The organism is Streptomyces maremycinicus (assembly GCF_001184025.1).
Lineage (GTDB): Bacteria > Actinomycetota > Actinomycetes > Streptomycetales > Streptomycetaceae > Streptomyces > Streptomyces maremycinicus.
Genome location: NZ_BBYG01000024.1, coordinates 112,021 through 136,149 on the forward strand (window position 1 = coordinate 112,021; position 24,129 = coordinate 136,149).

Genomic DNA, 24,129 nt, shown 5'->3' on the forward strand with positions numbered 1-24,129 from the left:
AGGAAGGCGGCGGCGTGGTGGCGTGCGTGGACGATGCGGGCGCCGGCTGCGCCCAGGACGCAGGCGGGCAGACATGAGCGATCTCCGGAAAGAGGAGCGGCCGGGACGGCTCTCCCTCCAGTCCGAAGTGACCGACGGGATCCTCGTGGTGACCGTGCACGGCGAGATCGACCACGACGGCAAGGCCGTCCTCGGCCAGGCGCTGGAGGCCGAGGACGGCGCGCCGCCGCCCCGGATCGTGGTGGACCTCAGTGATGTGACCTTCATGGACTCCAGCGGCATCAACGTCTTCGTCAACGCCCGTCGTCGTGTGAACGACGCTCAGGGGTGGCTGCGCATCGCCGGCGCCCCGCAGTCCATCGTGCGTCTGCTGCACCTGGTCGGTGTCGACGAGATCATTGCCTGCCATCCCAGCGTCGAGGAGGCCCTGAAGTCCTGACCCCGTCCCGTGATCGCTGTGCGGATGATGCCACTCCCCCGCCGGAGCCGTCATCAAGGACGGAGGAGTTCCCGGGCACCCCGTAAAAGAGCATGAGATCCGCTTCCCGCCCGGCGAGCGTTCTTCGCACCGGCGGGTCTGGAACCGGGCCGAACACCTCCCGTGCGGTGAGGCCGTCCAGGAACGCACCGCACGCACAGCGCTGCGTGCCGCCGTGCTCCCGGCCGGCTGCCGGGCGGGCTCCGCGCTGTGCGCCGTACCGACCCTGCTCGGCCGTCGTCGGCCGTGCAGGACACGGGGCCGGCCGCTATCCGTCCTGCTCGGAGCGTGCGCGCCGGACGCGCATCACGTCGTAGGCGGCGGTGACATCACCGGCATCCGCGGCCTGCTGGAAGTACGCCAGGGCGCCCTCGAGGTCGCCCGCCCGCTCCTGGAGGCGGGCCAGCCCGCTCAGCGCGGACACGTCGCCGGCGTCGGCGGCCTGCCGGTAGAGGTCCTCGGCCACGGCCCAGTGGCCGTCCTTCTCCCGGCGCCGCGCGGCGGCGGCCAGGGTGGCCGCCCCCTCGGCGGCGGCCGCCTGGCCGTACAGGCGGCGCGCGCCGGACATGTCGCCGCCGACTTCCCGCATACGGGCCAGGTCGTAGAAGGTGTCGATGCTTCCCGCAGAGGTCGCCTGCCGGGCCGCGGTTTCCGCGTGCTCACTCTGGCCGGCTCGTTCCAGCATCAGTGCCAGGTCGTGCAGGGCGTCGCTGTCACCGAACGCGCCGGCCTGCCGGTAGAGGGTCTCCGCTCCGGACAGATCGCCTGCTCTCTCCCGTGCCAGGGCAAGGACGTACAGGGAGTTGACGTCGCCCAGGTCGGCCGCCCGGAAGCGCAGATGGGACGCCCACTCGTCCAGACCGCGGCGCTGCGCGGCCCGGGCGAGTTCGATCAGGTCGTCGGCGCGGGTGAGGTGGGTGTGGGCGGCGTGCCAGAAGGCATCGGGCGGGGTGAGGTCGCGGCGGTCGCGGCGGCCACGCTGTTCGAGGTAGTCGGCGAGCCGGTAGCGGGGGTCGTGGCCGACAAGGTCCTCCTCCGACGCGGGTGGGGTGCCGGGCGCCGTGCCGCGTCGGCGGCGGGTGCGGTGCAGCGGGGCGTGTTTGCCGTGCACGGGCCGGGTGAGCTCGTGGAAAGCCTGGGCTTCCCAGTCACCGGCAAGCTGGTCGAAATCGTGGTCGTCCAGGTAGCCTGCCGCGGCTTCGGCGAGAAAGGCGCCCGACAGGGGGGTGCCGATGCCGCACCGGCAGGCGTCCATGGCCGCCTCGATGACGGCACGGGCCGCCGGAGTCGCCTGGGCGTAACGGCGCAGGAGTTCGGGAGCACCGGCCAGGTCCTGGGTGACACGGCCGTCGCTGCCGGTACGGGTGAGGGTGTCGGCCAGGAGCTGGTCGCCGCTCTCGGCGAGGGCGGCTGCCCGGCTGCGCTCCTGTTCGGTGAAGACGGCCGGGATGGTGAGCAAGGACGCGGCGAGCAGTTCGCGTGTCCTGGAGTGCGGATCGCCTTCGCGGGCCAGCGGGGAGGGCAGAGCCGTGTACTGCACGGCGTATTCGGGCCACAGGGTGCCCAGGACGAGGACGGGGGTGCTCGCGTCACGGGTGAGCAGATCATGGACGAGAGCGGAGATCCTTTCGCCGTGGCGCAGATCGCCGACGTAGTGCTGGGTGTCGTTGAGCCAGACCACCGTGTGGGGCCGCACGCGCCGCAGTCCGGTGACGGCGGCCTCGCTGCGGGTGGGGGCGAAGGGGTGCCACAGCCGCCATCCGTGTTCGGCCAGTGGCTGGACCGCTTCCCAGCAGGCACGGGTCTTCCCCGTCGAGGACGCTCCCACGACCACCACGATCCTGCTGTTCCCCGCCAGCGCGTCCTGCACGGCCCGTCCGAGCGTCAGGTCGTGATCGCGGGTGATGTAGCCGGACAGCGGAATGCGGTCACCGGGGGCAGCGGGGTCGGCCAGCCCGGCGGGATGGACTTCCAGGGTGTGGGCGTCCCACTGCGCGATCGGCTTGCCCAGTTCCTCCTGCTGCTCCTGCGCCGGCGCCTCACCGGCCGCGATCCTGTGCAGGGCCAGCAGACGCTCCACCGGTAACCTCAACTGCCGGGCCAGTGCCACCAGCGTGGGCGCCGAGACCGGCGGACCGTCCACGCGGAACGCCGCGTGCACGGTCGTGCGGCCCAGCCCGGACCGTGCGGCGAGCTGCGCCTTGCCCAGCCCCGAGTGCGCGAGGGCGTCCGCGAGAAGGGTGTTCATCTCGGCGCGTGCCACACGCTGCCGGTCCTGCTCCCGCACCAACTCACCCCTCGTTCCACCGTGTTCGCCGGTGTTCGTCTTGCACCGGCAGAACAACGGCGCACACATTCTCCGCGATGGTCGGCCCTGCCCGTCAACACCGCCTCCAGGCAAGGAGAATGCCGTGCCCACACCCGCCGTTGTCGTCCTGGCAAGCACGATCGTCGTCGTGATCGCAGCGCTGGCCGGCGCAGCCACCGCGAAGCTCGCCCGCCTGGACGGCGCTTCCTACCCCACAGCCCTGACTCGTGCGGCCGGCGCCTTCACCACCGTCCTCGCCCTGGCCGCTGCCCTCACCACCGCCCTCGCCGCGCTGCGCCCCTAGGCAGTTTCGTGCCGCGGCGCACTGACCACGAAGATCCGCCTCGCGGCCGACGGCAACCGCCGGCCTCCCGCATCCGTTCTCACCGCAGGACAGGCCGGCGGTGCGCCGGCCTTCACCGACGTGCCGGACCGCACGTCGCGGGCATCTTCGTCCGGTCCGCCCGGTGATCCAACGAAACTTCCCGGCGGCCGGCGGCCACCGCGGGACGCTGACGGTACTTCCCCGGCGGGATGCCGTACTCGCGCTTGAACGCCTTGGCGAAGGCGAACTCCGAGGTGTAGCCGGCGTGTTCCGCCACGGCGCGCAGCGGTGTGTCGCCCGAGCGCAGCAGTCGGCCTGCCGCCGTCATGCGCACCCAGGTCAGGTAGGCGAGGGGTGGTCTGCCCACCAGGGCGGTGAAGCGGCGTGCGAATGCCGCCCTGGACAGGCCGGCACGGGAGGCGAGCCCGCCCACCGTCCAGGGCAGGGCCGGGTCGGAGTGCATCGCTTGCAGTGCGGCGGTCACCGCGGGGTCCCGCAGGGCTGCCGCCCAGCCCTTCGCCTCCCGCCCCTGCGCCGATGTGCCCAGCCACCAGGTGCGCAGCAGGTACACCAACAGCGTGTCCAGGAGGCCGGAGACGATCGCGTCGGAGCCGGGGTGCGGGTGCGCCAGTTCTGCGCCCAGCAGGTCCAGGGCGGACCGGAGGCCGTGGTGTGTCCCGACCCCGGACCGGATGTGGACGACCGGAGGCAGCTCCGAGAGCAGCGGGTGCGCCCGTGACCGGTTCAACTGGTAGGCGCCGCAGAGCAGCACGGTGTGCGCGTCGTACAGACCGGGGCCGGGATCCGGCGACACCGGCCACGATCCGTCCGGCTCCAGCGCGAAGTCCTCCAGGGGAGTGTGGGGATGGTCGGCCAGGGCGTGCCCGTAGCCGTGCGGCAGGAAGACCACGTCGCCGGACCCGAGGGCTACGGGAGCGGCTTGCCCGGGGCGCAGGAGCCAGGCCGTGCCCTGGAGTACGACGTGGAATCCGGCGCCCTGCGAGGCGGGGAACCGTACGCCCCATGGAGCGGTCTGCGCCGTGCGGGAGGAGTGCGGTCGTCCCGTGCGCATGGCGGCGACCGCGTCGCTGAGCACATCCATGCTCGAACCGTACGGCAGGCGCTCTGCGAGACGATCGGACAGTAAGGGAAGACATTGCGACATGGACCGTCTCACGGCTGATACGTAGCGTCGTCTCCATGACGGCTTCCCTTCACACCAAGGCGGTTCTCTTCCACGAACTCGGCGGTCCCGAGGTGCTTCGCGTCGAGGACGTGCCGCTCGGCCCGCCCGGCCCCGGGGAGGTGCTGTTCCGCGTGGACGCGATCGGCCTCAACCGCGCCGACGCCCTCTTCCGCTCGGGCACCTACTACTACCGCCCCACCCTGCCCGGCTCACGACTGGGCTACGAGGCCGCCGGGGTCGTCGAGTCGGTCGGCGAGGGCGTGACCGGCTTCGTGCCTGGCGACCCGGTGATGGCCGCGGCCAACTTCGACTTCGGGGTCCACGGCGTGCACGCCGAGCGGGTCGTGTTGCCGCAGGAGTCGGTGGTGCGTCGCCCCGCCGGCGCCGACGCCGTGACCTCGGCGGCGGCCTGGCTGACGTACACCACCGCATACGGCGGGCTGGTGGAGACCGCCGGGATGGTCCCCGGCGACCATGTGGTGATCACCGGCGCGTCGAGCGGGGTCGGCACGGCCGCGATACAGACGGCCCTGCGGCACGGCGCGATCCCCATCGCCACCACGCGCGGCCCGCGGAAGCGGCAGCGGCTTTCGGAGCTCGGCGCGGCCCATGTGATCGCGACGGATTCCGAGGACCTGGTCGCAGAGGTCCGTCGGATCACCGGGGGCAAGGGAGCGGAGATCGTCTTCGACGCGATCGGCGGTCCTGGCTTCGCCGCCCTCGGCGATGCCCTCGCACCCCGCGGCACGGCGGTGCTGTACGGCTGGCTCGACCCCTGTCCGGCGCAGTTGGGTCTGAACTGGCCCCAGACGGTGCACATGTACGACAACGGCACTCTCGTGGAGCGTTCCGACCTCCGGCGGCGCGCCGCCGCATACATCGGCTCGGGACTGACCGACGGCACGTTGACGCCCGTGATCGCCGAGACCTTCGACGGGCTGGACCGCGTCGCCGACGCGCACCGGCTGATGGAGTCCAACGCGCACACCGGCAAGATCCTCGTAACCCTGTAGGGCGACAGGCGGCGGCTGGACGGTGATCCGGACGAAGCCGCCCAGCCCGTGCCGCCCGGCCTCGGTCCTGCCCTGCCCTGCCGGGCCGGGTGCGCACTGAAGCACTCCGTTCCCCCGTCCCGGACACCGGCCGGGAACGCCGCCGCATTGTCCGGCCCCCGTCTGCGCCCGGCCGGCTCGCGTGCGCCCCGCCGCCCGAGACCACCAGCGGCCACCCGGCGCTGTCCGCCGATTCCGGCTCCGGCCCAGATCCCGTGATCTGGTCACTGAGCATTCGGATCCCCACGGAGACGGACTCGCAGGGAGCGGGATATCCGGTCTGCCTGCTCAGCCGTCACCCGCTCCTGCTCCGGTCGCCTCAGCAGTTCGAAAACGCCCGGCCCGCGGTGTTCCGGTCACAGATCCGCCATACGCGGCACGATGTGGAAGTGCACGTGCGCGAAGCCCTCGGCTTCGGCGAACTGGACGACGTACGTCTTGGCGCAGCCCGTCACACCCCGCAGCGCGCGGGAGAGTCTGACCTGCCACCCGCCCAGGGCGGACGCCTCGGCGGGGGTGAGGTCGTGGACCGCGGCCACGTGACGTCGCGGCAGCAGCACCAGCCAGCCGGGCACGGCGGTGTCAAGGGCGTGGGCCACCCGCCAGTGCCGGTCATGGGCCACGCGCTCGCGTGGCGGGAGGTCGTCGAACTCCGCTTCCTTGCCGCATGTGTAGCAGTCGGGAGTCGTCATGGACGGGGATCGTAGAGCGCGTGGCGCCCGCTCGCGATGGCGGCGCAGGTGCTGCCGACAGGGGTGACGGTGGCCTGGTCGCGGGTGCGGCTCGACCGCCGCACCCGGACGCACACGTGGCCGCCGGGCGGCGTTCGGTCTGTCGCCGGGCGGGGCGGTGGCCGGCGCCTTTCGCCGGGCCGGGCCGTCGGCACCCCAACGCGGGCGGGAGCGCGGGCTGTTGTCAGTGGTCGCGTGCCACGGTCCAGGCCGGCAGGTGTTCGAGGAACGCCACGGCGTCCGGCCGCCAGCGTCCCCGCCAGGCGGCGGCCCGGCCCGCGGCGTCCCGGGCGAAGCGGTCGGCGTCGGCCCGCAGCGTCCGGTCGATGCCGTGGGTGCGCCCGATACGGCGGATGCCCTCGAGGGTGTCGTCGTCGCAGCCGGGATCGCCCAAGGCGTCCTCCAGCAGCTTGCGTTCGGTCTCGTCGGCGGCGGCCAGCAGGGCCCGTACCGCGTAGCTGCGGCGTCCGGCACGGATGTCGGAACCGGCGGACTTGCCGAGCAGCGCGGGGTCGCCGAACAGGTCGAGCCAGTCGTCGTGGATCTGGTTGGCGATGCCCACCGCGGTGGCGTAACCGCGCAGTTCGTCCTCGTAGGGGGTGGGGTCGGCGCTGGCGGCGAGCAGGCCCAGACGCAGCGGGGCGAGCACGGAATAACGGGTGGACTTGAACTCGGTGACCGCGTGCAGGAGTTCGGTGTCGGGGGCGGGAGGGAAGTCGCGTTCCAGATCGAGCATCTGCCCGGCCGTCGCGGCGGCTGCGGCGTCGGCGTGGACGGCGGCCATGGCCAGGGCGCGGGCGGGTGGCAGGCCGCTGGTGAGCAGGACGCGTACGGACAGGAACGCCGCCAGGTCACCGGCGAGGACGGCGAGGGCGAGGGCGGTGTCGGGCCGGTCGGGGAACTCGCGGCGGTAGGCGTAGTAGGTGGAGGGGCCGCCACGGCGTACGGGTGCGTCGTCGATGATGTCGTCGTGGATCAGGCCGTGGGTGTGCAGCAACTCGATGCTGATGGCGGCCTCGTCGAGCCCGGGCACGCTCTCGTCGGTGACCAGGGCGGCGGCCTCGTGGATCAGGGCCACGCGCAGGCGTTTGCCGCCGCGCAGCGACATCTCGCGCACCAGGTCCAGCGCACGGGCGGGGAACGCGCCGTACGGCGGGACCTCCAGAGCGCCGCTCTGGGAGCCGGTCAGGGAGTCGAAGTACGCCGCGAAGCGGGCGTCGAACCGGCGCTGGTGGCCGGCCGCGCGCTGCAAGGCGGCGGTAAGGGCATCGTTCACCGTCCCAGAGTTCCACCCGCCCGGGCACCGCACGCGCCGCCCCCGGCGCCCGTGAAGGAGCGCCACGGGTGTGCAGGCAACAGGAGTGCCTGCCGCAGCCGCACCGGCCGGCCGAGAGGCACCCGTTCGACGAGAACATCTCGGGGCTGCGGATACCCGCCCCCCACCGCAGAAGGCCGCCGGGCAGGCGCGCGCTGGGACTTCTTCCATCTGGTTCGCGCGTTGATCGCCATACGGCGCGAGCAGCATGCCGCAGACTTCCAGGGTGATCCTCATACAGCCGGTCCTGGAGATCTGCTCCCATGACGGCTTTGCCCTCTGGCCCGTCGCCGAGTCCGGGTCCGGGTCCGGGTCCGGGTCCGGGTCGTACGATTTCCTGCCGCTCAGCGGCGCACTCGCTCCGGCCGAGGTCGGCACAGCGTTGATGTGCATCGCGGACTGCAACACCATCGGCTCCGAGGACGGCGGGCTCCCGCAGCGGCCCACCGAACCGCTCAGGGGCTTCCTGCACGGGCTGCTCACCATGGATGACCTCTTCGCATCGGGAGGTCTGCGGGTCACTGACACCGCAACCGGCACCACGCTGCTACCGGGCTGCTGCAACGGGCTGCACGAGAGGCGCGACTGGCTTGAGGTCGTCGACGGCGACGGCTGGGCTTCCTTCGGACACGATCCCTCACCGCTTGCTGAACGTCACGGCGAAGTCGTCCGATTGACCGTCGACGCCGAGCAGGCCGACAGCCCGGTGATCGAGCTGCCCGTCACCGACCTTCGCCGACTGCTCACCCACACGGAACGCGACCTGACCGACTTTCTTCGACTGGCCGCCGCCTGGGCTCTTCGCCACTTGCCTGATGACGCCGCCTCGGTCACCTCAGCCCTCGGCCGTGCTCTGGACCTGCCCGCGCCGGTGATACTGCCGAACCCTTGACATCCTCTCGGATCCAAAGGTCCGGGATTCCCACCTGCTCCCACACAAGCATCTGTGGTCCGGGGCCGCGGGCTCCGGGGTATCCGCGGTCAGCTCGGTGTGGGGTCGTTGTCGGTGAGAGGGCTCGACAGCTGGCGTGCCAGGGCGCGTTCCGTCGCGGTGAGCGGCATGTCGGGGCGCAGCCGCTCGGGGTGGCCCTGGGGTGGTCCGGCGCAAGCGGGCAGCGGGCCGTGCCCGGCCGCGGGCCGCTGCGCTCCCCCGCGGGCGCGCGAGGCGTCCTCGGGGGTGCGGCCGGGCCCGGGTACCTCGTCGTATCCCACCAGTCCCAGGCACATCAGGCCGTAGGCCTTCAGGGACCGCCACACGGGCAGCACACAGCGCCGGACGACGGCTGCTCTCGCCCGTGCCGCGGCCGTGGGGTGGTGCGGCAGGCCGTGCGGTGTGTCGCGCGCGGACGGTTCCATGTCCTTGGCCTCCGCTCCCGGGGTTTTCGGTCGGCTCTGCACAGTGCCCGAGGGGACTCGGGTTCCGGTCGAGAGACGAGCAGTGCCCGCACTGGTGGCGTGCAGTGGCGGCGTCATTGGTCAAGTGCTGCGGGGTGCCTGGCGAGCCGCGGGGTGAGGGTCCCTGCGGCGCTAGCGGGAGCGGGCTGCCCCGCGTTCCCGCCCGCGCGACTCTGGGGTAAGACCGGCCTTCGTCCTGTACGGCAGCGTGAAATCATCAAGCGATGACCGAAGCGAGTAGCGACGACGCTTCACGTTCCGGCGTGCGGCCCGAGCGGGTCGTCAACGAAACCGCTCAAGGGCTTCGCACGTTGGACGCGAGTGTGGGCTGGTTCTCTGGCCTCGCCCCGACACGTCGGCAGGAGGTTCTGCGCGAAGTCGCTGGCTATGCGATGCAGGCGCACGTTACATCTGCCGACGGTCGTGCGGGGGTGGCGCGGTCCGGGGTGAAGCCCACGGCCAACCCCGCTGTAATGATCTGCATGGACTCGCCTCGCTTCGGGTTCGCGGACCTGCCCGCCGCCGAGCACGTCAAGGCGTTCCGTGTCCTTGCCTCCGCGTTCGGCATTGCCGACACTGGCCGCCGCGAGACGTACTGCAAAGGCACCTGCGGGCATGCATGGCACAACCTGCCGGCTGCACCCGGGGCGCCATAGAATCGGCCATTCCGGCTCGTGTGTGGGCTGGTTATCGGGCGGCCCCTGTTGCGGGACGCATTTCTCCACTGCGCAGGAGCTCGGGAAGGGTCAGCACACCGTCGGCGAGCAGGCGGCGGCCGGTCTCGTCGATCGGGCCGATCGTGCTGCGGTGGCCGTCGCTGCGCACGACCAGCAGGTGGTCCGGGTCTGCCGCGGGGCTGTCCAGCAGATCGGCACTCTGCGTCGTCACCAGCACCTGCGTGTAGTGCGCGGCACCCACCAGTGCGTCGTAGAGAGCCCCCATGACTGGTGGGTGCAGGGAGATCTCGGGTCTTTCTATCCCGATGAAGGGGATCGCCCCGTCCAGGGCGGCAGACTGGAAGAGCGCGGCAAGGACACCGGCCAGGCGCAGGGTGCCGCCGGACAGTGACCGGCGGTCGATGTCGTTCTGACTGCCGTCCTTTTGGAAGCGTCCGACAACGTAGGCCAGATCGGCTTCCTCAAGCTCCTTGCCGTCCAGTCCCGCCGCGTTCTCGATCATGGTGGAGACGTAGCCGTCGATAGTGTCCTTGGCCCAGGGCCGGTGCCGGGCCAGGAGGCTCAGGACCCGTGCCAGGTGCTCCCCCCGTTCCCCGAGCACGACGTCACCGCGCCGGCTCCGTGTCTGGTCGATGTCCCGCAGTACCGGCGTGTGCAGTTCGTAAAAACGCATGGAGCGCAGGCTCCGGGCGACCGAGTAGGCATCACGCTGCCGGTGAGGGACCTTGGACAGGAACAGGTCATCCGGCCAGTCGTCGGAGCGCGCCTGCTGGTCGCACTCCGGCAGGGCAGACAGAGCAGGCCTACCGGGGAAGGACAGTTCTTCCCGCCTGATAGCCGGCATGCCGTCCGCCTCCGGATCGGCCCCCACCTCCAGCAGATAGGAAGCGTTCAGCGCTTCCGGTGCTCTGTCCGGCCCTGGGGCGGGCACGGTGAGGTCCAGGCGGATGCGGAAGGAGTCGGCCTGCGTGCCCGCTGGAGACCTGTGGAGGGCGTCTTCCAGGCCGCCTCGCCGCTCCAAAGCCTGGCCCGCCGACGTGTGCAAGGCGTCCCTGACGAAGCGCAGCGTGTCCAGGAAATTCGACTTCCCGGCCGCGTTCGGGCCTGCGAGGATCGTCAGCGGCCCAAGCCGGACATCACAGACAGCGAACGACCGGAAATTCTCGATCCGCACACGCGTCAGAAGCATAAACGCCTACTGCACCAGCAGAAGTCACCGCGCTCGGTGCCAAGGCCAGTCACGTGTGTCCCTGCTCCCTCGTCCGTATCGGCTACGCCGGGCACCATCCTTCCCCAGCAGGGACCGTCGCCATTGACGAAGCGCGATCACACCACGGCCAGCGCCTGCGCCGCCACGTCCCGGACGCATTGTGACCTCAGTCCGTCGCGTTACCGTCCACATACCAGCCGACCTTTCTTCACCCGAGGCCAATCCATCTCGCCAGCTGCTGCGGATTACCCAGGGCGCGGATTCGTCATGAGCCGCGCGCGAGCACCCGCTGGGACGAGGGATACGGGCACCGGCGGTGTGCTCCCGGGCTCTCGTGCACGGCGGTGCGCGAGAGCCCGGTCCTCCGTTGCTTCCACAGCCCTTGAGCCTGCCCTGGCCACCGCAGGCTGCGCCTCCATGCATGGTGAGCCCGGCAGACGCCCGGACGGCAAACGCCTCCGCCTGGCCGCCCCGCAATAAGCCCGGGGCCGCATGTCTGTGACGATTTCCGGCGACCACGCACCGGTAGCGGGCTGCTGTTCGGGAGCCGGAGGGCCCCGTACGCCTTTCGGCACGGAGGACGACGGCCACGATAGGAGCTGCCTTCGACGGCAGCCCCTCACCCCGCACTGCGGCGCAGCTCAGCGCTGCAAAACGGCGACCGAGCGTCGCTGTCCGCGGTGGGGAGCGTGAGACGCTAAGGGAGGTCAGTGCCCTACGCGGGAGTGCTCGCGCCGGGTGATACGGCGGTCGGAGAGGAAGACGGGGCGCGGGTGTACGTCACGAGGGTCCAGCTCACGAACATCAAGGGTTTCAGCGGCAAGCGTGTTGTCGACCTCACCCTGCCCGGGCGTAGCGGCTGGACGGTACTTGCGGGACGCAACAGCTCCGGCAAATCCACCGTGCTGCAAGCCATCGCGCTGGCGCTGGGGGGGCCGACTGTCGCGCGCACGCTGGTGCCGGACTTCACCGGTTGGATCACCACCGGCGCCAAGAAGGGTGAAGTGGAGGTCCACGTCACCGGCCAGTCCGGTCTTGACGCCTTCGTGGAGCCGGGAAACACCCCCCAGGACGACATCTCCCTGGGGTTGCAGTGGACGCGCCCGGCCGAGCAGGACCATGTCCAACGGCGGGTGATGGACACGCTGACCGGCAAGGGCAAGAGCGGCGCTCGTGGCCCCTGGGCAGACAACCCGATCGGCTGGTTCTGTGCTGGCTATGGACCCTTCAGACGCCTGACCGGCGGATCGAGCGAGGCACAGCGCCTCATGGCCAACCAGGGGCCCAGCGGCCGTCTGGCCACGCTCTTCCACGAGGATGCGTCGCTGGCCGAGGGAGTGGCATGGCTGGTCGATCTGCGGCTGCGCTCATACGAGGAGAACACCGAACGCGGCGTGGCCGGACCGCTGCTGGCCACGGTTTTGGAACTGTTGCGCGACGGGCTGCTGCCTGACCGGTACCAGATCAAGCGGGTGACGGCAGATGGTCTGTGGGTGGTGGAGGACGGACGCGAGGGGCCGCAATTTCCGCTGAAGGAGATGAGCGACGGCTACCGTACGGTCGCGGCTTTGGTACTGGACATCGTCCGGCAAATCCACGGGGTCTACGGGTACTTGGACATTGCTTCGGCTGCCGGCGGCGGGACGGCCATCACCCAGCCCGGTGTGGTGCTGATCGACGAGGTGGACGCGCACCTGCACGTGACGTGGCAGCGCAAGATCGGCGCCTGGCTACAGGAACACTTCCCCAACATTCAGTTCATCGTCACCAGCCACAGTCCGTACATCTGCCAGGCTGCTGATGAGGGCGGGCTGATCCGGCTTCCCGGAATCGACGAGCAGCAGGCCCCGCAGGTGGTCGCTGAGGACCTCTACCGGCGCGTGGTCTATGGCAGCGGAGACGATGCCGTGCTGTCGGAGCTCTTCGGTCTGGAAACGCCCTACTCCGGGCGGGCCGAGCAACAGCGCCGCCGTCTGGTGGAGCTCGAGGGCAAGGTGTACGACGAAACGGCCACCGACGAGGAAGTCCTGGAGTACCAAGAACTCGGAAGTCTGCTGACGAGTTCACTGCGAAGCAGGGTGGCCGAGGTGTCGGCCCGGCTGGAGCAGGGCCGGTGATCCCGCTTCAACGAGTTCCCGTCTCCTCGCACGCACAGCGCCTGCTGACACGGCGAACGGAGATTATCGAGGCCGCCGGCGGAACCGCCGAGACTGCGCGCGAGCAGTGGCGCACAGCGCAGGCTCCAAAAAGGCATGTGCGCGTGGCGTTGGAGTCGATGGCCCGCGGTGTTGTCCGGTGCATGTACTGCGACGAAAGCCGCGCCACGGATATTGACCACTTCGAGCCGATAGAGAGAGCGCCCCTGCGGGCGTTCGTGTGGGCCAACCATCTGCTGGCCTGCTCCTTCTGCAACAGCAACGCCAAGCGGTCGCAGTACCCGGTGGACGCAGGCGGTACCTGCCTGCTGGTAGACCCCACTGCGGAGGATCCTGCCGACCACCTGGTGCTCTACCTCAAGAGCGCCGTGTACTCGCCCGTTTCTGGTTCCCGCAAAGGTGCAGAGACGATCAGAGTATTCGGCCTCAATCGCCCTGACCTGATCGCAGGGCGGTTGGATGCTTTCGACCGGGCCTGCTCCAACCTGCGTGACTGGCACAGCCTGCGCCAGGAGGGTGATCCGGATGCGGACCGGGAAGCCGACCGCGTGGCGCAGGCGTTGCTGAACTCCCCCTTCATCGACGTCGTGCACGCCATGACGCGCCTCAAGCCGAGCATTGCGCCGGCCATCGTCGGCCAGAGGACCGTCCCTGCTCTTGGTGCCTGGCGTGCTCTACACAGTCTCTGAGAGATCCAGGCCCACATGCCGAGGTCTCCCCTGCCGATGGAGTCCTGACCGGGCCCAGTGATGCGCCTGATCGCGCAGCCCGCAACGAAGGAAGCGGCATTGCCTGCGGCCGCAGGCCGCTCTGTGGCTCGATGCTGAGCCTCACAGGCCGATTGGGCACGCGCTTCCTTCGCCAGCGGCTCGCGGCGGGCCGGTGGCCTGTCAGGCAGGCGACGCCGGTGCTCAACCGCCGACTGTCCGGCCATCGCGCCGTCTCCAACCCCCGCGCGCCTGAACCGGATCCCGGCTGTGCATGCCGGTCCGTGACGGTGAATCTTTGTATGTCAGGGACGTGCCTCGCTGACTCCTGTGGCGAGTTGGGTCACCACGTCCAGTACGCCCTGGCCGAACGCGGTCGGGGCGACCACCACGCCGAACGCCAGGACGATGAGCACCGTCAGCTTTTCGTCGTTGCGACTGCGGGCCTCGGTGCGGCGACCGAGCCGCACCACGATGATGACCGCCAGCAGCACCGCCACATTGATCGTCAGCACGAACAGTCCCTCCCGCACGAGTGCCTGGCTTTTCAGGTGTAGTCGCCACCGCCGTCCCTCGGGTCCCGCTCCCCCGCGGATGGCACAAAGGAGCAGGCTGGTCGGCCGGATCGGCGGTGTTGCGGGCGGGCCGGCTCCAGCGCGGTGCAGTGGTCCTCGCCCGCGGCCGGGCCAGGTGGCCCGAACGCAGAAAAAGGGCCTGCCGTCCCGGGGAACAGCCGGGGCAGGCAGGCCTGTTGCGGGTCGGTCGGCGGGTGGGGCGGGCGTCGGGACCGGCGGGCGGGCGGGGTCGGCGAGGGAGACGTGCGTCACATTCGGCGGGGTCACAATCGCGCGGGCCGGCCCGTCGTAGAGGTGTAACTGTCAACAACGCAAGGGACGCCTCATGGAAGCCCGTTTGAACCTGTTCGGCAGCGAGCTCGCAGGCAAGACCGTGAAGTACATCAACATGGCGAGCATGGTGATCATCAAGGAGTCGGCCCTGCCCAAGGCCACCCAGAACCTGGTGATGCTCCGCGCCAGTCAGATCAACGGCTGCGGCTACTGCACCGACGTGCACAGCAAAGACCTCGCGCACGACGGGGAGAGCGCTCTGCGCGTCAACCTGGTCGCGGCCTGGCGCGAGACCAACGTCTTCACCGAGGCCGAGCGCGCCGCCCTGGAGCTGACCGAGCAGGGCACGCGGATCGCCGACGGAGCCGGCGGCGTCACGGACGAGGCCTGGGCGAACGCCGCCAAGCACTACGACGAGGAGCAGCTCACCGCGCTGACGCTGCTGATCGCGCTCATCAACGCCACCAACCGTTTCCTGGTCATCAACCGCCAGCCCGGCGGCGACTACCAGCCCGGGCAGCTCGGCTAGACCGAGGCACACCGCACGTCGCACATCGCACACCTATACGGACGCGACACCTATACGGGCGCGCAGCAGGGCGATGTCCCGGAGAGCCGGCCGCGGTTCTCCGGGACATCGCCCTGCCGTGCTCCGGGGGTCAGCGGCCGTTGTAGGCCAGTCGGGTGGCGAGGCGGGTGAACTCCTCGCGCCAGGGCCGGCCGAGCGCCGGAGTGGCCAGCGCGGCGCAGGCCCTGTCGACCAGACCGGCGATCCCGCGTTCGGCGGTGGCCTGCGCGCCGGCCTCGTCCAGCAGACGGCGCAGCAGCGCGGCGTCCGTATGCCCGTTGCGGGCCCGGGCCGGCAGGACGCCGGTGCGTGCGGAGCGCTGCGCGGCCAGGGCCAGGAGCAGGGCCGGGCTGTGACGGGGCGCGGCCGGGCCGCCGGTGCCCTCGGGGGCGGGGCCGTGCACGGCGATGAGTTCGTCGCGGAGCCGGAGGGCCTCGTCGAGGGCCAGGCCGTAGCGGTCGAAGGCGGCGCTCAGGTCGGGGCGGCCACCGAGCAGGGCTCCCAGGAGCAGGGGGCGGTGGATCGTGCGGCGGGCGCTCCCGGCGGCGGCGGGCGGATCGTGCGGCCCGCTGCCGGTGACCGGTGCGGTGTGCGGTTCGGTGTGCGGTTCGGTGTGCGGTGCGGTGCGCAGGTCGTTCCACAGCGTCCGGGCAGCGGCGGGCAGCCGTGCGGCCAGCCGGTCGGCATGGGTGCTCGCCGGGTCGCCGGGGAAGCGGCCGGGCAGGTGCAGGAGTTCGAGGGCGGCGCAGGTGTCGACGGCGACCGGGTCGCCGGGGTTGCCGCCCGCGGCCAGGAATCCGCTCACGCAGAACAGCGGTCCCAGCCGACCTGCGCCCTCGGCGGCACGGGCGGGGCGGGGGCCGGTGCCGTGGCGGGCGGTCTCCTGCTGCTGCGTGAGGAGGGGGCGCAGGCGCTGTTCGGCGAGGGCGAGCATGCCGGCACGGGTCTGCTCGATCGGGCCGGCCTCAGCAAAGGGCACGGAAACGCTCGTCATGGTGGCCTTCTTCGCTGGGTGTGCGCGGACGGGACGGGGCGGGGCGGGGCCCTGGCGGGATGCGGGCGGCTGCGGTGCGGTGCGTGGCCCGGGGTGGCGGGCCCAGTCGTACAAGGACCGGGGAGTGGCCGGGGGCCGGGAGCGTTCGCCGCTGCCTGCCGATCGCTGCGGTGCGCTGCGCTGCGTGGGCTGCGTGCGCTGCGCCGCGCTTGCAGCGGGCCAACGGTGCGTTTGCGGCGGGCCGAGCGGGCGAGCGGTGCGCTTGTACCCGGCCGGGACTGGAGGGCGCGGCGGGTGGACAGGAGCACGGGGCAGCGCCCGGCCGGAAGCGCAGAGGTGCCGCGGTGGCCAGGCGCGCGCTGGCGCCGCATGTGGCCAGGCGCGCGCTGGCGCGGCGGGTGGACAGGAGCACGGGGCAGCGCGCGGCCGGAGGCGCAGAGGTACCGCGGTGGCCAGGAGCACGGGGGCGCCGCGGCCTGCCGGGAGCGCGGGAGCGCAGGGGTGCAGAGGTGGGGCGGGAGCGCAGGGGTGGGGCGGGAGCGCAGGGCTGCCGCAGGTGCGCAGGGGTGGGGCGGGAGCGCAGGGCTGCCGCAGGTGCGCAGGGGTGGGGCGGGAGCGCAGGGCTGCCGCAGGTGCGCAGGGGTGGGGCGGGAGCGCAGGGCTGCCGCAGGTGCGCGGTGCGCAGGGGTGGGGCGGGGGCCGGTCAGGCTGCGGTGTGGTGTTCCGGCGGCAGGATCAGGGTGGGTTCCAGGGGGACGCGCGCGGTGGCGGGTTCTTCGTGGACCGGGGTCAGGGCGGGGCGGGCGCCGCGTTGCTGGCGCCAGCCCGCCTGGGCGGCGACCACGGCGACGTAGGGGATGAGGAAGGCGCCGGCCAGGGCGCACAGTGCGAGGGCGGGCCAGCGGCTCCAGGTGGCGGCCATGACGACGACGCAGGCGCTGCGTACGAGCATGGCGGCGAGGTAGCGGCGCTGGCGGGCGCGGACGTCCTGGGTCAGGCCGGTGCGGGCCTGGGTGATGGACGCGGGGCGGGGGCCGTGCCGGTGCCAGGGGGTGCGGCTCACTGGGCCTCCGTGGACGCTCCGGCTCTCGTGCCGGATGGCCGGAAAAAGCAGGGGCGTGCTGTCGCTGTCCGGGGTGGCACGGCGGTGGCGCGGGTGACGTGTCGCCTGGTCACCCGCGCCGCCGGTTTCAGTGCCGTTCCTGGTCCGGTCCGCGTCCTGCCGGGAGGGCGCCGGTGCGGGCGGTGTCCAGGTGTCCGTTCGGTGAGGCGTGATCGTCCGCGCCGTGGTCGAGGTGGGCGTGGGCCTCGCGCAGTTCCTGCGGGGTCGGGTGCGGGACCTGGCCTCCGTACAGCCAGCGGCTGAGGCGGTGGCGCAGCATCTCCTTGCGGGCCCGGGGGTTGGGTACGCCGTCGTGTTCGGCGGCGGGCAGGGGGGCTGTCTCGCGGATCTCGCGGGAGAGCAGCGCGTACTGCTGTCCGGCGTCGAGGGGTTCGTGGACCTCGATGAACTCGCCGTGCGGCAGCCTGCGGATCTTTCCGGTCTCGCGGCCGTGCAGGAGCTTGTCGCGGTCGCGCAGCTGGAGGCCGAGGCAGATCCGTTTGGTGATGACGTAGGTCAGGGCCGGGACGAGGAAGAACCCGATGCGTACCGCGTAGGTGATCTGGTTGAGGGACAGGTGGAAGCGTTCGGCGAGGATGTCGTTGGCGCCGCCGAACAGCAGCACCAGGTACAGCGCGACGAAGGCGCTGCCGAAGGCGGTGCGGGTGGGGTGGTCGCGGGGCCGGTCCAGGAGGTGGTGTTCGTCCTTGTCGCCGGTGACCCAGGCTTCGAGGAAGGGCCACAGGGCCAGGACGAGCATCATCAGCGTGGGCAGCACGACGGCCGGTATCAGGACGCCGAAGTTGATGGTGTAGCCGCCGGGGGTGTTCCATTCCCAGGCGGGGAAGGCCCGCAGGGCGCCTTCGAGGAAGCCCATGTACCAGTCGGGTTGGGAGCCCTGGGAGATCTGGTCGGCGCGGTAGGGGCCGAAGGACCAGATGGGGTTGATCTGGGCGATGCCCGCCATCAGGGCGAGGACGCCGGAGACCAGGAAGAAGAAGCCGCCGGCCTTGGCCGTGTAGTGCGGCATCAGGGGCTGGCCGACGACGTTGTTCTCGGTGCGGCCGGGGCCCCGGAACTGGGTGTGCTTGTGGTAGAAGACCAGGATCAGGTGGATGACGGCCAGGGCGAGCATGACGCCGGGGATCAGCAGGATGTGCAGGCTGTAGAACCTCGGGATGACGTCCTGGCCGGGGTATTCGCCGCCGAAGAGGAACATGGTCACGTAGGTGCCGACCACGGGGATGGCGAGGGTGACGCCTTCGGCGATGCGCAGGCCGGTCCCGGAGAGCAGGTCGTCGGGCAGTGAGTAGCCCAGGAAGCCTTCCAGGATGACCAGGACCAGGATCGCGAAGCCGATCAGCCAGTTGACCTCGCGCGGCTTGCGGAACGAGCCGGTGAGGAAGTGGCGCAGGGTGTGCAGGCACAGGGCGCCGATCATGACCAGGGCGGACCAGTGGTGCAGCTGGCGGATGAACAGGCCGCCGCGTATCTCGAAGCTGATGTCGACCGTGGAGGCGTAGGCCCTCGACATCGGGATGCCCTGGAGCGGGACGTGGGAGCCGTGGTAGACGGTCTCGGCCATGCTCGGCTCGAAGAACAGGGTGAGCCAGGTGCCGGTGAGGATGAGGATGACGAAGCTGTAGAGCGCGATCTCGCCGAACATGAACGACCAGTGTTCGGGGAAGACCTTGCGCGCCAGGAATCCGAAGTTGTAGATCCCCAGCCGTCCGTCGGCCCAGTCGGCGATGCGCTCGCCCTTGGGCGCTTCAGCGCGCCCGCTCGGCGGAGCCTCCTCGATCGTGCTCATACCCGCGCGCCCTCCCGTCGCCGCTCGGCCGTCACAGGCACACCCCGCCCGGCCGGTGAGCGGTCGGGGGTGGGGGCGGCCTGCCGCGGCGCAAGCGGGCCCGTGCCCTGGAGCGGATCGAACGCTATCGACGCCTGAGGTGGGCGAACAACCGCGCTCAAGCGAGACTCAAGTCTGTACTGGGCTGTTTCCCGGGCGAGTTGAGACCACGGCGGGCGTGCGCCGGGCCGTCCCGGGGGCAACAGGGCTGTTTTCGGAGGCCTGTTGGCGGGGTGCGGGTGGCGGGTGGTGTTCAAGTGGACTTGCACGGGGGCTGGTTGCTCCGCTCTCGTCATCCTCGCAGCGTATGACCGGGCCGTTTGTGCACGCGACGGCGCGAGGTGGCCATGCGGCCAGAACCCGCCGGTCGGTCGCCAGGACCCGCCGGTCGGTCGCCAGGACCCGCCGGTCGGTGCTCGGCGCCCACCGCCCGCCGCCCGAAGCGCCCTTCCGCCTTCCGCTCGCCGCCCGGAACGCCTGCCGTCTGCGGCTCGGCGCTCGGCACTTGGCGCTTGGCGCTCGGCGGGGGTGGTCAGGGGCGGTGCCGGTCCGTGGCCGGTGCCGGTGCGGTGGCGGGCGGCTGGGCGGGTGTTCCGGCGGGCCGTACCGTGCGCCGGGCGGTGCCCGCGGGGGCCGGGGCGGCCGTGGTGAGGGGGGTGTCCGGTGCGGCGGGGCGGCGCCTGCGGGCCTGCGGGCCGTGGGTGAGACTCGGCACCGCGGCCAGGTCCGCGGCGGGTGCGGCGCGCAGTGCGGCGCGCAGGACGCGGAGATGCGGCGCGGCGGGCGGGGCGGCGCCCTGGTGCTGCTGGAGCAGCAGGGTCGCGGCGTGCGGGTCGGTGGTCGCGGCGGCCGCGATCCGGGCCGTGTAGCGGCGGGTGAGCCGGGTGCGCGCGCCGGTGGGCCTGCCGTGGTCCGCGGGGGCTGTGTGCGCGCTGCGCAGGCTCGCCTGCCAGGCGGGGCCGATGCGGTGGGCGAGGGCCTGGCGCAGCCGGTAGCCGAGGCCTACGGCGCTCTGGTGGGCGGCCAGCATGTGGTCCAGGACGAGGGCCTGCTGCACGGCGAGTGTCATGCCGTGGCCGTGGGCGGGGGCGAGGCGGACGAGGGCGTCGCCGACGACGAGGAACTGGTCGGGCCAGCGGCGCAGTTTCTCGTAGTGGTGGCGGCTGCTGCCGGTGCTGGTGCAGCTGTAGACCGGGCCGAGGGGGGTGGCGGCCTCGATCAGGTCGTGCAGCAGGGGGTGGGGCAGGGCGGCCGCGGCGCGCAGCAGGCCCTCGTGGTCGGTGGGCGGTGCGGTGCCGTCGCCGCTGCTGAGCGAGACCGACCAGCGGCCGCCCTCGACGGGGTTGAGGATGCCCTGGCGGGGGTTGCCGGGTGAGGCCATGAGCAGCAGGCTCTTCCAGTCGGCGACATGGCCGACGGGGGGCGTGAATTCGGCGGTGGCGTAGGTGGTGGGGGTGCCGGCGAGGGTCTGCGGGGGTGGCGCGTAGCCGAGTTCGGCCAGCCACCGGGGGGCGCGCGAGGCGCGTCCGGAGGCGTCCACCACGAAGGCGGCGGGGATCAGTCGGCGCGGTGTCCAGCCGTCGGGTGCCTGCCGGTCCCGGCCGCGTGCCCAGACCCCGGTGACGGTGTCATGGGGGCCGCCCTCCAGGGCGACGACCTCGTGGCCGGTCAGGAAGGTCACCTTGGGGTCGGCGCGCAGGCGGTCGCGTATCACCGAGTCGGTCAGGTCACGGCCGGCGCTGAGCATCGACAGGCCCGTGTCGAAGCGGGGCAGCCAGCCGCCGGGGCCGAGCGCCAGCATGTCCTCGGGCATGCGGACGCGGACCGCTCCGGCGCGGGTGAGGTCCTGGCCGATGCCGGGGAAGAGCTGTTCCAGGCCCTGCTGGGCGGCGGTGGTGAGGGGGTGGGTGTGGCGTGCCTGGGGCAGGCCGCGGCGCCGGGCGGGTCCGCGTGGCAGCCGGTCGCGTTCGATGACGGTGACCCGGTCCATGAAGTTGGCCAGGGCCCGTGCCGCGGTGAGCCCGGCGAGGCTGGAGCCGATCACCACGGCGTGGCCGTGGCCGCCTGTGTCTGCGCGTGTGTGCGGACTCAACTGGGCGGCCCTCCCTGTGCGTTGTGGTTGCATCATGCGGTGCGGGCGGCCGGTGGGGCAGGGCGCGTTCCGGCCGGTCGGCGGCGCCGGCGCGGTGCCGCGGGCGCCGTGTCCGCGGCCGGGCGGCCCGACGTGCGGGGCCGGCCGAGGGCGATGTGCCTGGTGGAATGCGTGACGCCGGGGCCGGCGGGCGGCGCTCGAGGACCGGCATCGGCGGGGGCGGGCGCCGGGCGGGGGTTCGAGCGAAGGTCGAGGGATTCACGAGGGGGGCTCCGGCGGGCGTCGAGGACCCGGCGGCCGCAGACCGCTGGCGTGCGGCAGCCGGATCCCTGCCCGGCGGTGGACGAGGAGCGCGGGACTCAGGCGTTGCGGTAGGCGACCCGGTGGGCCATGGCGGTCAGTTCGTCGCGCCATGCCTGCGGGACGGGGGCGTCGGCAATGGCCTTGCAGCCGCGTTCGACGAGGCCCGCGATGTGCTGTTCGACGTCGTCGGGGACGCCGGTGTCCACGAGGCGGCGGCGCACCTCGTCGGGGGTGTGGCCGGCCTCGGTGATCAGGCGGTGGATGTGTTCGTCGCGCTGCATCGCCCAGCCCAGCAGCAGCGTCATCTTGTGCTGGGTGAAGTCCAGGCCGGCGGGCTTGCCGGTGTCGGCGGAGTCGCCGAAGGCGTCCAGGAGGTCGTCGCGCAGCTGGAAGGCCTCGCCCACCGCCTCGCCGTACTCGGTGAAGGCGGCGGCCAGTTCACGGTGCCCGGCCGCGCTCGCGCCCACCACCAGGGGGCGGTGGATGGTGTAGCGGCCGGACTTGATCAGGGCGATCCAGCGCGAGAGCTCGGGATCGACGGAGAACTCGGCGGCCGCGGCGACGTCCATGTACTGGCCGATCATCACTTCCGAGCGCAGCTTGTGCCATTCGGCGACGGCCGTGCGCGGGGCCCCGGACATCAGCTCGTCCGAGTAGACCAGCGCCAGGTCGCCGACGAGGAGGGCGACGCCCTCGCCGAAGCGGCGTGACTCCCCCTGCCATCCGCGGCCGGCGTGCAGCGCGGTGTGCTTGGCGTGGACGGTGGGCAGGCCGCGGCGTGTGTCGGAGTCGTCCAGGACGTCGTCGTGGATGAGGGCGGAGATGTGCAGCATCTCCAGGGCCGCGGCGGCCTCGACGATCCCGGGGTCGTCCGGGTCGCCGCCCGCGGCGAGGTAGCCGGCGATGCAGAAGGCCGGACGGATGCGTTTGCCGCCCGACGCGGTCAGTTCCGACAGCGCGTCGATGGCGACGACCGCCCGTTCGTTCACTTCGGCCCACTCCTCGCGCTCGGCCGCGAGGAAGGAGCGCAGCCGGTCCTCGACGCGCTCCAGCAGGTCGCTGCTGGTGCGGCGGGCGGCGGCCTCGGGGCCGGACCGGGTGGTCAGGTCCGTAGTCACACGGGTCTCCTCAGGTAGGTGTACGGGCGCCGGTGGCGGGCACCGGGGTGACGTCGCGGGAGCTCCCCCGCCCGGGGTCAGGCCGCGGGCCGCGCAGGGCGGCGGCCCGCGGCCGGGAGCCGGAAGCGGGGGCGGGAGGTCGGGCTCGGGCCCGGTGCGAGGCGGGTACGGGAACGGCTGCGGAACGCCCGACGAGGCGGGTACGGAACGGCTGCGAAGCGCCCGCGGGACGCCCGGCGGGGCGACTGCGGGACAGTCGGCAGGCAGCCCGCGGGGCGGGCAAGAGGACGCCCGGCGGGGCAGGTGCGGGACGCCCGGCAAGGCGGCTGCGGGGTGGGTGTGGGGCGCCCGGCGGGGTGGGTGCGGGGCGAGCCTGGAGTTCCCCTTTAGGGGCGATCGATTGCGAATGGTGCGCGTTGACACCCTCATTTGCGCCATGGAAGTCTCCCCAGTGCACCCATAGTTACCTCTGGGCAGCAATCGGGGGGTCGGAACGCACATGACGTGCTCAGTCCGCTGAACACTGAATACATCGAAGCCGGTACCCGCCGGGCCGGATCCGCACTCTCTGCCGGAATTCACCGGCGCAGACCATCCGGTCATCACCGCGGTTTTCCCTTTCCGCGGGTCCCGGCGCGGGATCCGGCAGCGGCACCCCCCTTTTTTTGTTGAGGGTCACCGATCCGACATCGAATACAGCGATCAGCACGGTGAAGTGACGGATCCGTGCCGGTCGCAGGGCGAGCCACCTCATGAAGGAGATTCATGGAGTTTCACGCATGCCCCCAGGACCACACCCCAGCACTCCGCGCGGCCGCCGGGTCCGTCCTCTGCGTCCCGTGTATCAGGCAGGTGGAGGGCAGCCTGCGCACGCTTCCCGGGCTGTACCAGGAGAGTCTGCACAACGTATCCCCCATATCCAGGCGGCTGAGCCAGACGAAGGTGTCCGGGAGCCGCAGCAGGGATCATCTGAACCTGACGGCACTCGACGCCCGGCACAACATCCTCGCCATTCTCGAGTCGTGGTCGGGATTCGTTGCGGAAAAACTCGGAAAAGCCGCCCCGCAGCGCGGTGTCGCCCAGATGGCGCGGTTTCTGCTGACCCATCTGGAGTGGCTCACGGCCCAGCCGGCGGCCGCCGACTTCGCGGACGAGATGGAGGCGCTGCGGGCTGAACTGCTGTGCACCGTCGATCCGGGTCCCGGGGATTTCCGCGCCCTCATCACGGATTGCTTCGTGGACAACTGCCCGGGAACGATCAGCACGTCGTCGCAGAGCGTCCCGGCCGCGGGAAGGGGCAGCATCGGCTGCTCGTCCGGGCACACCTGGGACATGCACGAGTGGATCACTCTGCGGCCGCTGATGGAGCGGCGGCGCAAGGCGGTCAGCGCATGACCAGACCGCCGCGTCACCGTCTCGTTCCCACCAATGTGGCCGCCCTGGCGGCGGGGGTGTCCGAGGCGACCATCCGCAAGTGGGTGAGCCGCGGGAAGATCACCCGCTACGGCACGCCGGGGCGCTCGGAGTTCGACATCGACGAGCTCACGCAGATCGCGCTGCGCCGCCGCCCCTGACCCTGACCCTGACGCCGTTGCCGACGACGCCGACGACGCCGTCGCCGCACAGGCAGGCACCCGGGTCCGTGATGTGCACGCAGGTCGGCGGGGTATCTGCGGGCACGGCCACGCGGGCTGCGGGCTGCGGGCGTCCCGGGA

General features: G+C 71.8%; 22 protein-coding genes and 1 pseudogene. 11 read left to right on the plus strand and 12 right to left on the minus strand.

Translation table 11 applies throughout. The features are described 5' to 3' along the window. Positions 1–73: 73 nt before the first annotated feature. A complete protein-coding gene (locus AOQ37_RS35290) occupies positions 74–439 on the plus strand; it encodes an STAS domain-containing protein (RefSeq protein ID WP_062650768.1) in 366 nt (121 codons plus the stop codon). A 307-nt stretch (positions 440–746) separates the two neighbouring features. Here the strand turns inward: AOQ37_RS35290 and AOQ37_RS35295 are convergent, their stop codons facing one another. Further along, positions 747–2,741 (minus strand): tetratricopeptide repeat protein, encoded by a 1,995-nt coding sequence (locus AOQ37_RS35295; RefSeq protein ID WP_159401424.1) that lies wholly within the window; start codon positions 2,739–2,741, stop codon positions 747–749. Positions 2,742–2,889: 148 nt separating this feature from the next. Between AOQ37_RS35295 and AOQ37_RS35300 the strand changes: the two genes are divergently transcribed. Together AOQ37_RS35300 and AOQ37_RS41600 are read left to right on the plus strand one after the other, a co-directional pair. Continuing rightward, positions 2,890–3,090, plus strand: a complete 201-nt coding sequence (locus AOQ37_RS35300) for a hypothetical protein (protein ID WP_062650771.1) — start codon at positions 2,890–2,892, stop codon at positions 3,088–3,090. Positions 3,091–3,102: 12 nt separating this feature from the next. Further along, a pseudogene (locus AOQ37_RS41600) lies at positions 3,103–3,222 on the plus strand (IS5/IS1182 family transposase); the annotation flags it as partial. Here the strand turns inward: AOQ37_RS41600 and AOQ37_RS35305 are convergent. After that, on the minus strand, positions 3,203–4,213 hold the full coding sequence (locus AOQ37_RS35305) for an AraC family transcriptional regulator (RefSeq protein ID WP_062650773.1): 1,011 nt from the start codon (positions 4,211–4,213) through the stop codon (positions 3,203–3,205). The pseudogene AOQ37_RS41600 and the gene AOQ37_RS35305 sit on opposite strands and share 20 nt — an antisense overlap. Before the next feature lie 98 nt (positions 4,214–4,311). Here AOQ37_RS35305 and AOQ37_RS35310 point away from each other — a divergent pair, with 98 nt between their 5' ends. Then, on the plus strand, positions 4,312–5,310 hold the full coding sequence (locus AOQ37_RS35310) for a zinc-dependent alcohol dehydrogenase family protein (RefSeq protein WP_062650775.1): 999 nt from the start codon (positions 4,312–4,314) through the stop codon (positions 5,308–5,310). A gap of 395 nt (positions 5,311–5,705) precedes the next feature. On the opposite strand, the gene AOQ37_RS35315 is transcribed toward AOQ37_RS35310, so the two are convergent. Further along, a complete protein-coding gene (locus tag AOQ37_RS35315) occupies positions 5,706–6,041 on the minus strand; it encodes an HIT family protein (protein ID WP_234437118.1) in 336 nt (111 codons plus the stop codon). A gap of 223 nt (positions 6,042–6,264) precedes the next feature. After that, positions 6,265–7,356 (minus strand): polyprenyl synthetase family protein, encoded by a 1,092-nt coding sequence (locus AOQ37_RS35320; protein ID WP_062650778.1) that lies wholly within the window; start codon positions 7,354–7,356, stop codon positions 6,265–6,267. Between the two features lie 247 nt (positions 7,357–7,603). Here AOQ37_RS35320 and AOQ37_RS35325 point away from each other — a divergent pair, with 247 nt between their 5' ends. Continuing rightward, the gene (locus tag AOQ37_RS35325; RefSeq protein ID WP_199825139.1) at positions 7,604–8,287 is read left to right on the plus strand and encodes a hypothetical protein; all 684 of its coding nucleotides are present in this window, start codon (positions 7,604–7,606) and stop codon (positions 8,285–8,287) included. Positions 8,288–8,376: 89 nt separating this feature from the next. Here the strand turns inward: AOQ37_RS35325 and AOQ37_RS35330 are convergent, their stop codons facing one another. Next, the gene (locus tag AOQ37_RS35330) at positions 8,377–8,751 is read right to left on the minus strand and encodes a DUF6059 family protein (protein ID WP_062650780.1); all 375 of its coding nucleotides are present in this window, start codon (positions 8,749–8,751) and stop codon (positions 8,377–8,379) included. A 263-nt stretch (positions 8,752–9,014) separates the two neighbouring features. Here AOQ37_RS35330 and AOQ37_RS40625 point away from each other — a divergent pair, with 263 nt between their 5' ends. Beyond that, positions 9,015–9,446, plus strand: a complete 432-nt coding sequence (locus AOQ37_RS40625) for a DUF5958 family protein (RefSeq protein ID WP_063781222.1) — start codon at positions 9,015–9,017, stop codon at positions 9,444–9,446. Positions 9,447–9,477: 31 nt separating this feature from the next. Here the strand turns inward: AOQ37_RS40625 and AOQ37_RS35340 are convergent, their stop codons facing one another. After that, a complete protein-coding gene (locus AOQ37_RS35340) occupies positions 9,478–10,656 on the minus strand; it encodes an AAA family ATPase (protein ID WP_062650783.1) in 1,179 nt (392 codons plus the stop codon). A gap of 731 nt (positions 10,657–11,387) precedes the next feature. Here AOQ37_RS35340 and AOQ37_RS35345 point away from each other — a divergent pair. Both AOQ37_RS35345 and AOQ37_RS35350 read left to right on the plus strand, forming a co-directional pair. Beyond that, positions 11,388–12,794 carry an AAA family ATPase gene (locus AOQ37_RS35345; protein ID WP_234437119.1) on the plus strand — a complete coding sequence of 469 codons (1,407 nt, stop codon included), beginning with the start codon at positions 11,388–11,390 and terminating at the stop codon, positions 12,792–12,794. Continuing rightward, entirely contained in the window at positions 12,791–13,522 is a 732-nt protein-coding gene (locus tag AOQ37_RS35350; RefSeq protein ID WP_159401426.1) for an HNH endonuclease family protein, read from the plus strand. The genes AOQ37_RS35345 and AOQ37_RS35350 overlap by 4 nt, the downstream gene beginning before the upstream one ends. A 323-nt stretch (positions 13,523–13,845) precedes the next feature. Here AOQ37_RS35350 and AOQ37_RS35355 read toward each other — a convergent pair whose 3' ends face one another. Continuing rightward, positions 13,846–14,055 (minus strand): hypothetical protein, encoded by a 210-nt coding sequence (locus tag AOQ37_RS35355; protein WP_062650879.1) that lies wholly within the window; start codon positions 14,053–14,055, stop codon positions 13,846–13,848. Between the two features lie 385 nt (positions 14,056–14,440). Here AOQ37_RS35355 and AOQ37_RS35360 point away from each other — a divergent pair, with 385 nt between their 5' ends. Next, entirely contained in the window at positions 14,441–14,917 is a 477-nt protein-coding gene (locus AOQ37_RS35360) for a carboxymuconolactone decarboxylase family protein (RefSeq protein ID WP_062650787.1), read from the plus strand. Positions 14,918–15,047: 130 nt separating this feature from the next. Here the strand turns inward: AOQ37_RS35360 and AOQ37_RS40630 are convergent, their stop codons facing one another. The 5 genes from AOQ37_RS40630 to AOQ37_RS35385 form a co-directional block, all read right to left on the minus strand. Next, a complete protein-coding gene (locus AOQ37_RS40630; protein WP_062650789.1) occupies positions 15,048–15,950 on the minus strand; it encodes a hypothetical protein in 903 nt (300 codons plus the stop codon). 703 nt (positions 15,951–16,653) lie between these two features. Beyond that, positions 16,654–17,013, minus strand: a complete 360-nt coding sequence (locus AOQ37_RS35370) for a DUF3099 domain-containing protein (protein WP_062650791.1) — start codon at positions 17,011–17,013, stop codon at positions 16,654–16,656. Between the two features lie 127 nt (positions 17,014–17,140). After that, the gene (qcrB, locus tag AOQ37_RS35375; protein WP_078890526.1) at positions 17,141–18,862 is read right to left on the minus strand and encodes a cytochrome bc1 complex cytochrome b subunit; all 1,722 of its coding nucleotides are present in this window, start codon (positions 18,860–18,862) and stop codon (positions 17,141–17,143) included. Positions 18,863–19,433: 571 nt separating this feature from the next. Continuing rightward, positions 19,434–20,993 carry an FAD-dependent oxidoreductase gene (locus tag AOQ37_RS35380; protein ID WP_062650793.1) on the minus strand — a complete coding sequence of 520 codons (1,560 nt, stop codon included), beginning with the start codon at positions 20,991–20,993 and terminating at the stop codon, positions 19,434–19,436. A gap of 359 nt (positions 20,994–21,352) precedes the next feature. Then, the gene (locus tag AOQ37_RS35385) at positions 21,353–22,414 is read right to left on the minus strand and encodes a polyprenyl synthetase family protein (protein WP_234437120.1); all 1,062 of its coding nucleotides are present in this window, start codon (positions 22,412–22,414) and stop codon (positions 21,353–21,355) included. An 852-nt stretch (positions 22,415–23,266) separates the two neighbouring features. Between AOQ37_RS35385 and AOQ37_RS35390 the strand changes: the two genes are divergently transcribed. Both AOQ37_RS35390 and AOQ37_RS40635 read left to right on the plus strand, forming a co-directional pair. Then, entirely contained in the window at positions 23,267–23,809 is a 543-nt protein-coding gene (locus AOQ37_RS35390) for a hypothetical protein (RefSeq protein WP_234437121.1), read from the plus strand. After that, the gene (locus tag AOQ37_RS40635) at positions 23,806–23,988 is read left to right on the plus strand and encodes a hypothetical protein (RefSeq protein WP_028807395.1); all 183 of its coding nucleotides are present in this window, start codon (positions 23,806–23,808) and stop codon (positions 23,986–23,988) included. The genes AOQ37_RS35390 and AOQ37_RS40635 overlap by 4 nt, the downstream gene beginning before the upstream one ends. Positions 23,989–24,129 lie beyond the last annotated feature (141 nt).

Excerpts from the sequence above, each read along its gene's own strand:
- AOQ37_RS35290 (WP_062650768.1), top strand. The coding sequence starts at position 74 with ATGAGCGATCTCCGGAAAGAGGAGCGGCCGGGACGGCTCTCCCTCCAG.
- AOQ37_RS35325 (WP_199825139.1), top strand. The coding sequence starts at position 7,604 with ATGCCGCAGACTTCCAGGGTGATCCTCATACAGCCGGTCCTGGAGATC.
- AOQ37_RS35305 (WP_062650773.1), bottom strand. The coding sequence starts at position 4,213 with ATGGATGTGCTCAGCGACGCGGTCGCCGCCATGCGCACGGGACGACCG.
- AOQ37_RS35340 (WP_062650783.1), bottom strand. The coding sequence starts at position 10,656 with ATGCTTCTGACGCGTGTGCGGATCGAGAATTTCCGGTCGTTCGCTGTC.
- AOQ37_RS35330 (WP_062650780.1), bottom strand. The coding sequence starts at position 8,751 with ATGGAACCGTCCGCGCGCGACACACCGCACGGCCTGCCGCACCACCCC.
- AOQ37_RS35310 (WP_062650775.1), top strand. The coding sequence starts at position 4,312 with ATGACGGCTTCCCTTCACACCAAGGCGGTTCTCTTCCACGAACTCGGC.
- AOQ37_RS40630 (WP_062650789.1), bottom strand. The coding sequence starts at position 15,950 with ATGACGAGCGTTTCCGTGCCCTTTGCTGAGGCCGGCCCGATCGAGCAG.
- AOQ37_RS40635 (WP_028807395.1), top strand. The coding sequence starts at position 23,806 with ATGACCAGACCGCCGCGTCACCGTCTCGTTCCCACCAATGTGGCCGCC.
- AOQ37_RS35360 (WP_062650787.1), top strand. The coding sequence starts at position 14,441 with ATGGAAGCCCGTTTGAACCTGTTCGGCAGCGAGCTCGCAGGCAAGACC.
- AOQ37_RS40625 (WP_063781222.1), top strand. The coding sequence starts at position 9,015 with ATGACCGAAGCGAGTAGCGACGACGCTTCACGTTCCGGCGTGCGGCCC.
- AOQ37_RS35315 (WP_234437118.1), bottom strand. The coding sequence starts at position 6,041 with ATGACGACTCCCGACTGCTACACATGCGGCAAGGAAGCGGAGTTCGAC.
- qcrB (WP_078890526.1), bottom strand. The coding sequence starts at position 18,862 with ATGAGCACGATCGAGGAGGCTCCGCCGAGCGGGCGCGCTGAAGCGCCC.